Origin of the sequence: Vreelandella lionensis (genome assembly GCF_044543515.1) — a bacterium.
Lineage (GTDB): Bacteria > Pseudomonadota > Gammaproteobacteria > Pseudomonadales > Halomonadaceae > Vreelandella > Vreelandella lionensis.
Window position 1 is genome coordinate 1 of record NZ_JBITWC010000043.1, and the last position, 14,869, is coordinate 14,869.

The window sequence follows — 14,869 nt, forward strand, 5'->3', positions numbered from 1 at the left end:
TGCTGGCACGTTCTTCAATACTGAGTTCGAGGTAAGACATGGGACAACACCTTAGCGAAATGCTCAGGTGTTGCACTCAGTTTCTGCGGCCAAGGAGTTTTACGAAGATATTGGCCAAAAAGGCGGCGAAAAAAGCGGTGGTAACTTTGCCAACGACCCTGAGCGCGCCTCGGAAGCTGGTAAGAAAGGTGGCGAAAATAGCCACAGTGGCGGTGGTAATAACCGCTGACGAGCGCGCTTTTAACTGTTCCTGATTTACACGTTCAAGAGTGCCTTTAGCCGCTAAGGCTAAAGGCACAAGGAGCCAAGGATGAGTCGTCCTGTGAACGATAAGAACTTTGATATGGTGAGTACGCTATATCATGCCTCTCAAGGTATTCAGCTAAGCTCGCAGTTTTCTCAAGATGCTAAAGAGAACTCCGATCAAGATGCTCAGGCATTTTTTGATCGTGTGTCTGAGCATTACGAGGAAATTGCTGATGAAGCACGGAAGCTGCTAAAGCAGAAGCTTTAAGTTCGTTGCCAGGGAGCGTTCTCCCTGGCAATTACGTTAGGAGAATAGCGCAATGTTCCACCACTCTGGAAAATTACAGTATCCCGTTAAGGTCGATAAACCCAATCCTGAATTTGCCATGCTGCTGCAACAAGCGATTGGCGGCATTGAAGGCGAAATTCGGGTAGCCATGCAGTACTTCTTTCAAGCGATGGGCGCACGCGGCGATGACCGTATCCGCGACATGCTGATGTCCACCGCGACAGAAGAGCTGTCCCATATTGAAATGCTGGGTCATGCGGTTGCCCTCAACCTGGAAGGCGCGCCGGTCTCCTACCAAGAGGCCACGGCACAAGACCCGGTAATGAATGCCATTCTGGGCGGTGCTAACCCGCGCCACCTGCTCTCATCGGGCCTTTCGGCCATGCCGGTGAATGCTAACGGCGTGCCCTTTGATATGAGCCACGTGTATGCCACGGGCAATATCGCCGCCGATATGCTGGCTAACGTAACGGCGGAAGCCGGTGGTCGCGTGCTGGCATCGCGCCTGTATAACTGGACCGATGACCACGGCATGAAGGATTTCCTCTCCTTCTTGATTGCTCGCGATACCTACCACCAGCAGCAGTGGCTGGCGGTGATTGAAGAGCTGGGCGGCTTTGAGAAGCAACTGCCGATTCCCAACGCCACGCCGGAAGATAACGAGGCGATGCAGCACTCTTACTACTATCTCAACACACTGTTGGATAAAGAGGCGCCGAAAGGCCGCTGGTCGGAAGGCCCCTCGCTGGATGGCCGAAGCCAGTACAGCGTGCGCAACCAGCCCGCGCCCGAAGGCCAAGAGCCGAGCCTGGGCGGTGCAAAAGAGAAGTCCGGGGCGCAAAAAGAGCAGATCGACCCTAAAAAGTAAGCTTTATTTGTTATCCACGCCGCTGATGAACAAGGAGAGCGCACGATGGAAGCCAAGTATCTGGAAGATTGGTTACGCGATGCCCATGCTATGGAAAAGCAGGCGGAAGAGATGTTGAAAGCGCAGGCGAAGCGGATCGAACACTATCCAGCCCTGCGCGCGCGCATTGACCAGCACTTGCATGAAACCGAGCACCAGGCGGAAAAGCTGGAGCGGGTGATGAATGAGCTGGGGATTGATACCTCTGCCATGAAGGATATGGGCGGCAAGCTCACCGCCTTCGGGCAATCGGTTGGCGGTATGATGGCAGGCGATGAAGTGGTGAAAGGCGGTATTGCCAGTTACGCCTTCGAATGTTTTGAAATTGCCAACTATAAGGCGTTGATTGCCGCTGCAGAGCAGGCCAACCAGCCAGAGGTGGTGCGCGTATGCCGCGAGATCCTGCAGGAAGAGCAGGCCATGGCCGATTGGCTCGACCAGCACCTGGACGAAACCACGCGCACCTTCCTTACCCGCGCCGATGACAACGACGTGCAGGCCAAGAAGTAACGCAGATTGAGTAAGAAGTAACGCAGAGCGAGATGGCTAGTCACGCCCTTTTCCCCGGCAGCCCAGGCCGGGGTTTTTTGTGCCTATAAAAACCGCCCCAAGCGGTGTAGCAAAAAGCGGTGTAGCAACGTGGGGCGGCAGTGAGTGTCGCTAAAAGCGGCGACTGCTAGAGGTGGTCACGAGAGATTTTTGACGACCAGTTTTTTGAAAATACCCGATACGCCTGTTCGTAGGCGTCTAACTGGGCGTGAACAAGAAAGTGGCTCTCGGTGCAGGTGAGTACCGTACGGGTATACACCTCAGTATCCCAGTCATCTCGTTTGAAGTGGCTCTCGGTGATGGTTTCTCCGCGGGCAGAGGTGAAGTCATCCGTTACAGTGCTGTAGTACTCCCGCGCGCTGCGGTGAATTTCCGTGCCCGTATCGTTGATACGAAAGCACCCCTGGTTGTTAATCACTTCCAAGGTGGACTTTTTGGTGGCCAAGTCACGGTGCAACAACCAATTATGCTGACTGGGAGCAAGCGTAGTGATCGCCAGCGGTGGGGCCGCTTCGGGTGGTTCAAAGGCAAAGGTATTATCATCATCGGCTGCCGTGCGCACGGGTAGGTGGAGCGTGCAGTTGTCGAGGGTGATATCCACCTGTGCCGGAGCGGGTGAGAGCCATGCCAATGGCCAGTACGAGGTAGAGATCGAAATGCGTAGCTGATGCCCCTCTGGAAAACGCTGGGCAATCCCGTTCATAGGGATTTGCACTCGGTACTGCTTGCCGGGTACTAACTCGCTAGGCTGTTCGTCGCTATCCCGGTGAGTTAGGTTCAGCAGCCCATAGGTGACGCGGGTGGCTTTTCCATCCGGCGCAACGTCGGAAAGGCGCACCGCCAGCATGGCTTGGGGCTGGTCGCAGGAGAGCGTTAGCGACAGAGTGGTAACGCCCATAATATCCAGCGGTGCTTCCAGCGGCGGGCTGCTAAAGACTAGCGAGCCGCCATCCTCTTCCCGCTGGTCGCCGGGGAGGTCGGGTGTGGCAGCGTAGGAGCACCACTTACCCGCTGCCATCCCCACGCTAATGGGCGATTGCAGGCCGAGCGTGGGCGGTGTGTGTGTCTCCGGTAACGGCTCAACGGTTAAACGGTTGGGTTGTAGGTAGTAGCACTGCTCGCGAATCCGCGGCGAGGGCCACTGATGTTCACTTAGCCAGCGCCCAGGGCGGTCGGCGTAGCTGTTATCTGGGGGCACGCTATCCTGCTGCCAGGCCCGCAGCATCGGCTCATCCATAATGCCGTTCTCTTTGCCTTTCAGCCAGTAATCCCACCAGCGCAGGGCTTCTTGCAGAAAACCAATGGCGGGGCCTGGAATTCCTTGGTGAGGATACTTATGCCCCCACGGGCCAATCAGCCCCTTTCGGGGCACGTCTAGATGCTCCATCAACCGAAATACAGTGTTGGTAAACCCGTCAGCCCAGCCGCCAATGGCGTAAACGGGGCACTGAATAGCTGAGTAGTGTTCGCACACTGAACTTGTCGACCAATAGGCATCCCGGCGCTGGTGGCGCAGCCACTGGTCGATCCATAACCCGCTGTGCTCCATGCGCTCAAACCACATCTCCCGCCAGCGTTCGCCTACCATGGCCGGGTCAGGTGGAAGCGCATTAAAAGCAAACATCACGGTCGCTTCCGAGAGGTTGTCTCCCAGCAGGCAGCCGCCCATGTAGTGCATATTGTCGGCGTAAAGGTCATCGCTGGAGCACAGGCTGATCACGGCTTTGAGGGCAGGCGGCTGTTTGGCCGCCACCTGCAGGCTATTAAAGCCACCCCATGAAATGCCCATCATGCCAACGTTGCCATTGCACCAGGGCTGTTCGGCCAGCCAAGCGATAGCATCGACGGCGTCTAACTGCTCTTGCTGGGTGTACTCATCGGTGAGCACGCCGTCGGAGTCACCGCTGCCGCGCATATCAACCCGCACGCAGGCGTAGCCGTGGCCCGCTAGGTAGGGGTGGTTGCTGGCATCGCGGCCCCGCGTTACATCACGTTTGCGGTAGGGGATGTACTCCATAATGGCGGGAAAAGGCGTGGAGTCAGGCGTATCGGGTAGCCACACCCGAGCCGCCAGCTGCTTTCCATCGCGCATAGAGATAAACACGTTTTCGATCTCGCGGACGGGGTAAGGGAAGTCGTGAACGATCTCCATGTAGGCCTCCTTAAGAATCGACAGTCTCAATAGAATCGATAGGCTCAATGTCAAAATTCAGGAAATCCAGGCAGAACTGGTAGTTTTGCTCTATCTCCTCATGGGTGTTGCCGGTGACGTAGAGCGTGCCCAGGCGGTAGCAGAAGCTGTCCTGGTGCATCAAGTGGCTAAGCTGCTGGCCGGGCGCTACATCAATGACCACGTCGGTATGCGGCAGCCGCTGTTTGAGCGCGTCAATCTCTTCCTGGCTGGGAATACGCTTTACCACGCCGTCTTGGTGGGCAAACGGAATGAAGCACTTGGCTGCCATCGCGGCGACGCCCTGGCGGTTGAGTAGCGAGGGCCGCTGGCCAAGGGCGATATCAACGGCAATCTCGTGGTTCGACATGCCATCCACCAGCACGAAAATCTCGCTATGGGATTGAGAAATGCGCGTGTTGACCTCAATCAGCCACAGTTTTTCCCGCGCCTCGTCCCACATAAACTCAACGTTAAAACAGCCGTTGTTGTAACCAATATGGGTCAGAAAGGTTTTGGCGGTTTCCACCATTTTATGGTGGACGTGTTCGGGGAGGTTGCTGGGGTACTCCAGGCGGTCAAACAGCGAGATGGAGTTCTCTGCTTTGGGCTGCGAAATAATGCCGTGAATATTAAATTCACCATTAAAGACAGAGCCTTCGGGCGCAGCTTGCACGCCGCTAATAATTTCTTCGGCAATACAGGCGTTGCCATCTAACTGGGCAATTTCTTCCGGTAACTCTATGTAAGCAAGGGCTTCATTAAAGGCGTCGCCTAGTTGGCGAATCCCCGCGCGTATTTCCTCCATGGCCTGCTCGAACTGGGGCTGGTTCTCGATTTTAAACCCCAAATGGGAAGAGAAGGCCTTCACCGGTTTGAGCCAAAACGGGTAGTCGAGCGTTACCTGTGACAGTGGGTCATCAGCGAAAGGATCAATGCCGCAAAAGTTGGGCACCACATCAGGAACCACCTTTTGCTGCTCAAGGCGGCTCCAATATTTATGCTCACACTTTAAAACACTCGTAATAGAAGGTGAGGGAAGGTGGTAGTGCTGGCAAAGAATAGGCACGATAACGCTAGTAGGAAAGTCCCACTGAGCGATAATCGCATCGATAGTGCCAGGGTACACATTAAGTTGCTCTTTGGCCGATGAAAGTAACTGATTAAAAGACACTTTGTCTGCTTCAACTGCTGTGTCCACATCTAATAAACCATGAATTTCTAAGTCCTTTCTCTCTCTTAGTGTTTGCATGGCGGTTTTTTGCTTATCTTCTAAAGCAATAACAAAAACGTTGCGTTTCATGCGCTACTCCATTAGTGGTTGATTAGGCGAATTGTCCCTATTGCCCACCCTTGAGCGTATGAAAGGCCTTTTCTCTTTTCCAGGTCGAATAAGTTTGAAAGAGAGATAATTAATTTATGTAACACTATTAGTGAGTTAGATTCGGAAATGAATGTATCGGTAAGTATTTTTGTTTTTGCTTTTGTTATGAAAGCTAGTTTGATATAGGCTGAAAGGTATGCGTTGCATTTTCTGAGGAGGTCGAAAAAATTAACAAATGTTAATAATCAATGGTTTTTTGACTTTTGTTAGCGTGGTTTATAAAACCATCTTGTTTAGTTATTTATATTTGTCTATATTTTTGTCGCGTTATCTTCCTTTATATATATCGGCATTATAAACAATTCCTGGTGAGTATAGCTTTTGTCTAACTACAAAGGAGTGTAGAGATGAATAAGGTTACTGCAGAAGAGTGCAAACAAGTGGAAGATAGAAATCGCAAAGGTGTACACGGCGGCTTAAGTAGTGATAGCTCTTGTATAGGAATAAGTGAAGTATTAGGCCTTTATGGCGAGCTGGGAGCCGATGCCCGAGAGGCGTTGGCTAACATCCGGCATAAGCCCGTAGAGCTTCGACGCAACCAAAAGGTGTTCTCGTTATGTGAAGGTCGCGCCGACATCTTCGTAGTTAAAGAGGGATGGGCGAGCCTTTCCCACGCGACCAGCACCAGAGGACAAGGTATATGTAACGTCTTTATGCCTGGCGATATTATTGGTATGCGAGAAAGCTTTTTTGAAAGTCATGATATAGTTATTCTTTCTTTAACTAATTGTAAACTTGAAAAAGTATCTGTTGATGACTTGCATGAGCTTTTTAAAACCAATGAGGAAATAAGAAAGGCGATTACTTCTTATGTTATGGTAAATGACAATATTACCATCGAACGGTTAAGAAGCTGTACTCATCATCGTTCTGAAGAACGCGTTGCGCATTTCCTGTTAGAAGTTTATGCCCGCTTTAATTTTAAAGGACTGTTGGATAGTAATGTATTTGCATTCCCTGTTACTCAAGATGTCGTGGGTGAGCTATTAGGTATGACAAGTGTCCACGTAAGCCGCTGTATGACAGCGCTGGAACAGAAAAAGTTAATTCGTAAAACCCGCAGTAGTATCAAGTTATTGCAATCAGAAGAAATGACGCGTAACACCGGGTTTGACAGCGATTTTATATACGGGCATCTATGCCTTGGTTAGCAACTTTATCGCTAAAATAACCAGAGCGGTGCTTGAAGAGGCTGTTCTGGTTTTTTTAGGTCTGGCGGTTGTGTTAATAAAATGCCGCCATAAGTGCTATCAAATATTAAGCTTATGCAGCATAGCTATATTTTATAAGTGGTTTTTCATTGCTACTTTTTAGGCGTATAGTATGACATTTGAATAAATGTCATAACCCACGTTATGAAAGGAGACATCTTAGGTTGCAAGCGCAAGGGTATTAGCTACCCTACCTACTGCGCTGTGTTTCTAAATGAGACACGTTTTAACTGAAGTTTAATCATACAAGGAGTGGATTAGATGACAGTCAGCAATACACCTCTTAATAACGTAACGGCCCATAAGCAGTATAGCGAGATGGCCGATATGCCCTCGGCGGGGAACGCAAAGGTAGCGGATGGTTACCCAACGCGTCTTGCCCAAGCGCCCAAATCCCTGACTCAGCCCCGCCGTGATGGGGTAGTGAAAGGGCGTCAACTGCCGGGGCCGCTTACCCAGGCGCAGTTGGACGAGTTTGAGCGCAATGGGTATCTGTTTATCCCCAACCTGATTAGTGGTGAAGAGTTGGAATCGCTATGCCAGGAGATGAACGAGCTGATGAGCAATGATGCCTACCGTGACCAGGACTTCAGCGTTACGGAGCCGCAAAGCCATGAGATTCGTTCGCTGTTTGCGGTTCATAAGCTCTCCGAACGGTTGGGCGCGCTTGCCACCGATGAGCGCTTAGCCGGTGCGGCACGGCAAATTATTGGCGATGACCCTTACGTGCACCAGTCGCGTATTAACTACAAGCCGGGGTTTGCGGGTAAAGGATTTAACTGGCACTCGGATTTTGAAACCTGGCACGCGGAAGATGGCATGCCCAATATGCATGCGGTGAGTGCATCGCTGATCTTGACCGATAACCACGAGTTTAACGGCCCACTGATGCTGATCCCCGGTTCGCACATGGAATTTGTGCCCTGCTTAGGGGAAACGCCAGAGGATAACCATAAAAGCTCGTTGAAAGCCCAAGAGATAGGCGTACCAAGCCCAGAGGCACTGACCCATTTGGTCGGTAAATATGGGATTGATGCACCTAAAGGTAAAGCGGGCGGCCTGCTGCTGTTTGACTGCAACACGCTGCACGCGTCTAACGCCAACCTCTCGCCGGATCCGCGTAGTAACGTGTTTTTCGTGTTTAACCGGCCTGATAACCGCTGTGTAGAGCCATTTGCCGCTCCCAAACAGCGCCCGCCGTTCTTGGCCCACGGTCCAGATGAGCGCTGGAATCCAGGCGCGTAAACGGGGGGGGCTGGCCTGCGCCTTGGAAAAGCGGTGGTGGTACTGTGGAACATACGCATAGCTGGGGTAGACTAATGCGCCTGTCGTTGCGAATGCGGCACGCATAATGAGAAGGAGAAGACCCGCCATGCGTTTTGTTCCACAGTTTACCGATGGCCAGGAGTTTCCCCACGCGCTGGGCAAAGTCGTCTGCGTCGGCCGCAATTATGCCGACCACGCCAAAGAGCTGGATAACCCGGTTCCCAGTGAGCCGCTGCTGTTCATCAAGCCCGCCACTAGCGTGGTGGACTTAACCAAGCCTCTCGACCCGCCATTTTCGCGAGGCGATGTTCATTATGAAGTCGAGCTGGCGCTACTGGTGGGGGAGACCCTCACCCACGCCACGCAAGATGAAGCCGAGCGTGCCATTGCAGGCATTGGCCTTGCGATGGATTTAACCCTGCGCGATGTGCAAACCAAGTTAAAAGAGAAAGGCCACCCTTGGGAAATCGCCAAGGCCTTTGATGGCGCCTGCCCGCTGTCGCCTTTCTTGCCGCTGAGCCGCGTGCCTAACTGGAACGCGCTGACCTTCACCCTAGAAATCGACGGTGAAGAGCGCCAGCACGGCGAAGGCGCGGATATGATTTTTGCTATTCCCACGCTGGTGGCAGAAATGAGCCGTCACTTCACCCTGGAGCCAGGCGATGTGATTTTGACCGGCACGCCTGCCGGAGTCGGCGAGCTACCCCGCGGCGCGGCGCTACGCTTAACGCTGACTGGCGGCCTGGAGATTTCGACCAGCGTCGTTGAGTAACGACCCGCTCACGGGTTCAGCACGCAAAACAAAGGCCACCGATACGCTCGGTGGCCTTTTTTGTGAAACGCGTTAAGCCGGTGAAGGGTTACTCCAGGTAGGTGTAGCCCTCTAGGCCTTCGGTCAGGCTGGCGGCAAAGTGGGCTTGCTCCTCGGCAGAGAAGCCACTGGTCACCAGCTGCTCGGTGAGTTTTTGCTTCAAAACTCGGGCGTCGAAGTTCACGTAGGCCAATACGTTGGCCACCGAATCCCCCGCCTGCGGGTTAGAGAGCACCCACTCGCCATCTTCACCTAGCGCTGCATCCACCGAATCGGTATCGCCGAACAGGTTGTGCAGGTCGCCAAGAATCTCCTGGTAGGCGCCCACCAGGAAGAAGCCTAACCAGCGCTCGTCGTCATTGGCCCACTCAGGCAGTGGCAGGGTGGTTTCTACCCCTTGGCCATCCACATAGCTATCGATACGGCCATCAGAGTCGCAGGTGATGTCCTGGATCACCGCACGGCGGGTGGGCGCTTTGTCCAGCCCGCTGAGTGGTAGCACGGGGAAAATCTGCTCGATGCCCCACACGTCTGGCACTGACTGGAACAGCGAGAAGTTAACGAACAGCTTGTCGGCCAATTTTTCGGCCAGCTCGTCCATGATTTCCCGGTGCGCGCGGTTGCGGGTATCCAGCTTTCCACGCAGGCGCGTGCAGGCGGCCATGTAGAGGCGCTCGCCTTCGGCGCGGGCATTGATGTTACTCAGCCCTAGTACAAAGCGGTCGTGTAGCTCGCTCACCGCCTGCAGCAAGTCGTGCCAGGCTTCTACCAGCACCCGTGGCTCTTGGGTGTCGGCCAACTGGTCAAACACCCGCCACAGCTCTTCTACCTGCGGGTCTTCTTCCTGGGTTGCGCGCTCTGGCGGCGTGTCGTTGACGCGCTCTTCACCAATGACATTGGTGATCAGCACCGCATGGTGGGCGGTGAGCGAACGGCCGGATTCACTGATCAGGTGCGGCTGGGGCAGGTCGGCTTCCTGGCAGAGCTGTGAGAACGCGCTAACCACGTTGCGGGCGTACTCCTGCATGGAGTAGTTAGCCGAGCAGTAGCTGCGCGAACGGGTGCCTTCGTAGTCGATCCCTAAGCCGCCGCCCACATCGACGGTGTCGATGGGTGCGCCCAGGCTCATCAGGTTTTGATAGAAGCGCGCGCACTCCCGCAGGCCGCGCTGAATATCGCGGATGTTGGCGATTTGCGACCCCAGGTGGAAATGCACCAGCTGTAGGCTGGCCAGAGCGTCCTGGGCGCGTAGGGTTTCGACCACTTCCAGAATCTGGCTGGCGGTGAGACCGAACTTCGACTTCTCACCGCCAGTATTCTGCCACTTGCCTTTACCCACCGAGGCCAGCCGCGCGCGCAGGCCAATGCGCGGGGTTACGTCCAGCTCGCGGGCCTCTTCTAAAATCAGCTCCAGCTCGGAGAGCTTCTCCACCACCAGATACACTTTGTGGCCAAGCTTCTCGCCCAGGAGCGCAAGGCGCACGTACTCGCGGTCTTTGTAGCCGTTACACACGATCAGTGAGGAACCGCTATCCGACAGCGCCAGCACCGCCAGCAGTTCAGGCTTGCTGCCCGCTTCCAAGCCCACACGGCCATTACCCCGCTCAGAGGTAGCGAGAATCTCTTCTACCACCCGACGCTGCTGGTTCACCTTAATCGGGTAAACCGCGGTATAGCCGCCCTGGTAGTCCACGTCCTGCATGGCGGCGTCAAAGGCACCGCAGAGCTGTTCGACGCGATCGTGAAGAATATCGCTAAAGCGCACCAGCACCGGTAAGCGTAACCCCGCCGCCTGTAACTGACGGACTAACGCACTGATAGGCAGCGCCGGGCCTTCCGCATCGCTGCCCAGCGGGCGCACCAGGGCTTGGCCGTGGTCGTCGACGTCAAAGTAGCCGCTGCCCCACTGGTCCATGTTCCAAGTGCGGCGGGCACGCACGGCGGGGCTGCTGGTCGTTGCCATTTCACTCATGAAGATGCCTCTGGAATCGGGAGTGCGCCAAACGCGATGCGTGCTTTAAGAATCACGCGGAAGCGCTCGGGTTCGTGGGGAGTTAAGTCATGGGCCGGTGGGTCGACATACACCACCAGCAGCCGTGACAGCCAATAACGCAGTGCGGTCATGCGCAGCATCGTCGGCCAAAGCGTGCGTTCTGATTCGGTCAGCGGGCGGCGCGCTTGATAGGCGCTTAAAATGGCGTTGTAACGCTCGGCGTTCAGCGAACCGTCCTCATTGGAGGCCCAGTCGTTAATTACAATCGCCAGATCAAACAGCAAGTCACCGGTGCAGCCGTTATAAAAATCGATAATACCGCCCAGGGCGTCGCCCTCGAACAGCGTGTTATCGCGGAACAAATCGCCATGCACTGCTCCTTGGGGGAGCTCGCCATGCTGGCTAAATTCGCTCTCGAAATCATCCACTGCGTTCTTCATCAGCGTTTGATCGTCAGGGCTGATGTAGGTGAGCACCTTATGGTGTACCGCCCGCAGCCAGTGCAGGTCACGGGGGTTGGGGCGATGCCCGGGAAAGTGCTGCGATACTTTATGCATCTGCCCAAGCGTGCTGCCCAGCGCTTGGCACTGGGCAAGGTTGGGGGCGCTGGGGTGCTTGCCCGGCAGGCGCGGGAACAGCAGCGCAGGCTTGCCCGCCAGGCTGTGCAGCGCCACGCCTTCGCGGTCATGAATAGTGCCGGGCACCGGCAAGCGGTGCTCGTCTAAGTAATCGAGCAACTCAACAAAAAACGGCAGCTCTTCGTGTTCGCCTTGCTCAAACAGGGTGAGCACCAGCTCGCGGCGGTCGGTGGTCACGAAAAACGTCGAGTTCTCCGTGCCGCCTGCCACGCCTTGAAGCGCAACAAAGCTGCCAACATCAAATTTTTCCAAAAACGCGGCGACCTGTGCGTCGCTAAGCGGGGTGAATACTGCCATGAGAATCTCGCCCAGGTTGCTAAGCCGATTATTGTAGCGGCTTGCCGCGCCAGTTGGCAGCGTTGTGTGGTGAAGAGTAGCGAGTTTTAGGGCTCTTTTCTGCAGGCTAGGCGTTGAGCGCGTATCATAGAGAGCAGATGTTCTTACCGTTTTGCTGACTATGGAATTTGGTTATGGCCCGTGCCCCAATCGTGCTTGTCGATGGCTCTTCGTACCTCTATCGCGCGTTTCATGCGCTGCCGCCGCTAACGACCTCTCACGGTCAGCCGACCGGGGCCGTGAAGGGCGTGCTGAATATGCTCAAACGGCTGATTAAAGACTACCCCGATAGCCCCATGGCAGTGGTGTTCGATGCGCCGGGCAAAACCTTTCGCGATGAGATGTATAGCGAGTACAAGGCCCACCGTCCTCCCATGCCGGATGACCTACGCAGCCAGATCGAGCCGCTGCACGCCTGTGTTAAAGCGCTGGGCTTGCCGCTGCTGTGCGTTGAAGGCGTCGAGGCGGACGACGTGATTGGCACCCTGGCCCACCACGCTACCCAGGCAGGCCGCGATGCGGTGATCTCCACCGGCGATAAAGATATGGCTCAGCTGGTAAATGGCCACATCACGCTGGTAAATACCATGAAAGACGAGACCCTCGATGAAGCGGGAGTCGAGGAGAAGTTCGGCCTGCCGCCTGCGCTGATTATCGACTTCCTCGCGTTGATGGGCGACAAGGTGGACAACATCCCCGGCGTGCCTGGGGTGGGCGAGAAAACCGCCATTGGCCTTTTGCAAGGAATGGGCGGCGGTTTAGACACGATTTATGGCGATTTAGAGCGCGTTACCACCCTAAGCTTCCGTGGTGCCAAAACGCTGCCTAAAAAGCTTGAAGAGCACCGCGAGCAAGCGTTTCTCTCCTATCAGTTAGCGACGATCAAAACCGACTGCGACTTGCCGGTGGGGCTGGTTGATTTAGACATTGCCCACCCGGACCGCGAAGCGTTGGTGGAACTCTATAAAACGATGGAGTTTAAGCAGTGGCTGGCGGAATTGCTGGAAGGCAACGACGAAGGCGTGGACGATGTAAAAGGCGGCGAGCCTGCTCCCGCAAGCGCTGATGATACGCTGGACGCCGCCCCTAGCCAGCGCCATGACTACGTGGTTACCGAGCAGGCTGAGCTGAATGCGTGGCTTGAGCGGTTGAGCAAGGCCGAACGTTTCTGCTTCGACTTGGAAACCACCAGCCTCAACTACATGGATGCAGAAATTGTGGGTATCGGCGTGTCGCTGGAAGCCGGGGAAGCTGCCTATATTCCGGTGGCCCATGATTACTTGGATGCCCCCCAGCAGCTTGATCGCAAAGCGGTGCTGGCAGCGTTAAAGCCACTGCTGGAAGATCCGGCCAAAACCAAAATTGGTCAAAACCTCAAATACGATATTTCCGTACTGGCGAACTACGACATTTCTGTCGTTGGCCCGTTTGCCGACACCATGCTAGCGTCGTATGTGCTCAACTCCACCGCCACGCGCCACGATATGGATTCGCTGGCGCTGAAGTACCTGGGCGAGAAAACCATTTCGTTTGAAGAGATCGCGGGCAAAGGCGCCAAGCAGCTGACGTTTAATCAGATTGCCCTAGAGCAAGCGGCTCCCTACGCCTGCGAGGATGTAGATATCACCCTGCGCCTACAGGACACGCTACGTCCCCAAGTGGAGCGGGAAGGGCGCTTGGCCGAGGTGCTCGACCACCTTGAGCTACCGCTAATCAGCGTGCTGTCGCGCATCGAGCGTAACGGCGTGGCCGTGGATGCCGAGCGCCTGTACGAGCAGAGCCAGCAGCTCGAACAGCGCATCCGCGAGTTAGAGAGTGAAGCTTTCGAGCTGGCGGGCCGTGAGTTCAATTTGGGCTCGCCCAAGCAACTGGGGCAGATTCTGTTTGAAGAGCAGAAAATCCCAGTCATCAAGAAAACCCCCAAAGGCGCGCCCTCCACGGCGGAGGCGGTGCTCGAGGAGTTGGCGCTGGACTACCCGCTGCCCAAGGTGATTATGCAGCACCGCGGGCTGGCCAAGCTGAAATCTACCTACACCGATAAGCTGCCGCGCCTGCTCAATAAAACCACCGGGCGGGTACACACCAGCTATCATCAGGCGGTCACTGCCACCGGGCGACTCTCGTCGTCGGACCCGAACCTGCAGAATATTCCTATCCGTACCGAGGAGGGGCGCAAAATCCGCCAGGCGTTCGTGGCGCGCCCTGGCTACCGTATTGTGGCGGCGGACTACTCGCAGATCGAGCTGCGTATTATGGCGCACCTTTCGGAAGATAAAGGGCTGCTGGAAGCGTTTGCCGAAGGGCGCGATATCCACACCGCTACCGCGGCGGAAGTTTTTGGCACCTCGCTTGAAAAGGTGTCTGGCGACCAGCGGCGCAGCGCTAAGGCGATTAACTTTGGCTTGATTTACGGCATGAGCGCTTGGGGGCTGGCTCGTCAGCTGCGTATTGACCGTAGCCAGGCCCAAACCTACATCGACCGCTACTTTGACCGCTACCCAGGTGTCGCCCGCTATATGGACCGCATTCGTACCCAGGCGGCGGAAGATGGCTTTGTCGAAACCGTGATGGGACGGCGTTTATACCTGCCAGAGATTCACTCGCAAAACCGCAACCGCCGCCAAGGGGCCGAGCGCACGGCAATCAACGCGCCGATGCAGGGCACGGCGGCGGATATCATCAAACAGGCGATGATTGATGTGGATGCGTGGCTAGCGGAAGGGGAGTTCGATGCGCTGATGGTCATGCAGGTACACGATGAATTGGTGTTCGAGGTGGCCGAGGCGCAGGTAGAGCACTTTATTGAGCAAGTGCAGGCACGCATGCAGGCCGCGGCCTCGCTCAGCGTACCGCTGATTGTGGAAGCGCAAAGCGGCGCGAATTGGGATGAAGCTCACTAACGAACGAGTGAGTACTCGCCTATAACACACAACCCCCGCAGTGGTCGCTGCGGGGGTTGTGTTTAGTGCGTTACTTAGGGAGGCTCTGAAAAAGTCTCTGCCTTCAGCGATAATACGAACATCGTCAACTGCATAGGGTTCAGTGCTGCCATGGATCAGATCACCTTCT

The 14,869-nt window shown here is 55.3% G+C and carries 12 protein-coding genes; 8 read left to right on the forward strand and 4 right to left on the reverse strand.

What is annotated here, in order from left to right; genetic code table 11:
• The first annotated feature begins 67 nt into the window (after positions 1-67).
• The 4 genes from ACIGG6_RS17955 to ACIGG6_RS17970 all read left to right on the forward strand — a co-directional run bounded on the left by ACIGG6_RS17955 (position 68) and on the right by ACIGG6_RS17970 (position 1,952).
• The gene (locus ACIGG6_RS17955; RefSeq protein ID WP_399846444.1) at positions 68-229 is read left to right on the forward strand and encodes a general stress protein; all 162 of its coding nucleotides are present in this window, start codon (positions 68-70) and stop codon (positions 227-229) included.
• Positions 230-310: 81 nt separating this feature from the next.
• Positions 311-514 carry a hypothetical protein gene (locus ACIGG6_RS17960; protein ID WP_083024486.1) on the forward strand — a complete coding sequence of 68 codons (204 nt, stop codon included), beginning with the start codon at positions 311-313 and terminating at the stop codon, positions 512-514.
• Between the two features lie 52 nt (positions 515-566).
• Positions 567-1,403, forward strand: coding sequence for a manganese catalase family protein (locus ACIGG6_RS17965; RefSeq protein WP_083024487.1), 837 nt, complete (start codon positions 567-569; stop codon positions 1,401-1,403).
• 45 nt (positions 1,404-1,448) lie between these two features.
• Positions 1,449-1,952: a ferritin-like domain-containing protein gene (locus ACIGG6_RS17970; RefSeq protein ID WP_253506232.1), complete on the forward strand. Its 504-nt coding sequence runs from the start codon at positions 1,449-1,451 to the stop codon at positions 1,950-1,952.
• A 166-nt stretch (positions 1,953-2,118) separates the two neighbouring features.
• Here ACIGG6_RS17970 and ACIGG6_RS17975 read toward each other — a convergent pair whose 3' ends face one another.
• Both ACIGG6_RS17975 and ACIGG6_RS17980 read right to left on the reverse strand, forming a co-directional pair.
• Complete coding sequence (locus ACIGG6_RS17975) at positions 2,119-4,143, reverse strand: CocE/NonD family hydrolase (protein ID WP_399846448.1); 2,025 nt, start codon at positions 4,141-4,143, stop codon at positions 2,119-2,121.
• Between the two features lie 10 nt (positions 4,144-4,153).
• A complete protein-coding gene (locus ACIGG6_RS17980) occupies positions 4,154-5,464 on the reverse strand; it encodes an ATP-grasp domain-containing protein (RefSeq protein WP_399846450.1) in 1,311 nt (436 codons plus the stop codon).
• Positions 5,465-5,892: 428 nt separating this feature from the next.
• On the opposite strand from ACIGG6_RS17980, the gene ACIGG6_RS17985 reads away from it, so the two are divergent.
• The 3 genes from ACIGG6_RS17985 (at position 5,893) to ACIGG6_RS17995 (ending at position 8,794) form a co-directional block, all read left to right on the forward strand.
• A complete protein-coding gene (locus ACIGG6_RS17985) occupies positions 5,893-6,696 on the forward strand; it encodes a Crp/Fnr family transcriptional regulator (RefSeq protein ID WP_399846452.1) in 804 nt (267 codons plus the stop codon).
• Positions 6,697-7,017: 321 nt separating this feature from the next.
• Positions 7,018-8,001 (forward strand): ectoine hydroxylase, encoded by a 984-nt coding sequence (gene thpD, locus ACIGG6_RS17990; RefSeq protein ID WP_399846454.1) that lies wholly within the window; start codon positions 7,018-7,020, stop codon positions 7,999-8,001.
• A 127-nt stretch (positions 8,002-8,128) separates the two neighbouring features.
• On the forward strand, positions 8,129-8,794 hold the full coding sequence (locus ACIGG6_RS17995; protein WP_399846456.1) for a fumarylacetoacetate hydrolase family protein: 666 nt from the start codon (positions 8,129-8,131) through the stop codon (positions 8,792-8,794).
• An 88-nt stretch (positions 8,795-8,882) separates the two neighbouring features.
• Here the strand turns inward: ACIGG6_RS17995 and speA are convergent, their stop codons facing one another.
• Both speA and ACIGG6_RS18005 read right to left on the reverse strand, forming a co-directional pair.
• A complete protein-coding gene (gene speA / locus ACIGG6_RS18000; protein WP_399846458.1) occupies positions 8,883-10,805 on the reverse strand; it encodes a biosynthetic arginine decarboxylase in 1,923 nt (640 codons plus the stop codon).
• Positions 10,802-11,761: a homoserine kinase gene (locus ACIGG6_RS18005; RefSeq protein ID WP_399846460.1), complete on the reverse strand. Its 960-nt coding sequence runs from the start codon at positions 11,759-11,761 to the stop codon at positions 10,802-10,804. Before ACIGG6_RS18005 ends, speA begins: the two co-directional genes overlap by 4 nt.
• A 173-nt stretch (positions 11,762-11,934) precedes the next feature.
• On the opposite strand from ACIGG6_RS18005, the gene polA reads away from it, so the two are divergent.
• Entirely contained in the window at positions 11,935-14,700 is a 2,766-nt protein-coding gene (gene polA, locus ACIGG6_RS18010; RefSeq protein WP_399846462.1) for a DNA polymerase I, read from the forward strand.
• Positions 14,701-14,869: the final 169 nt, after the last annotated feature.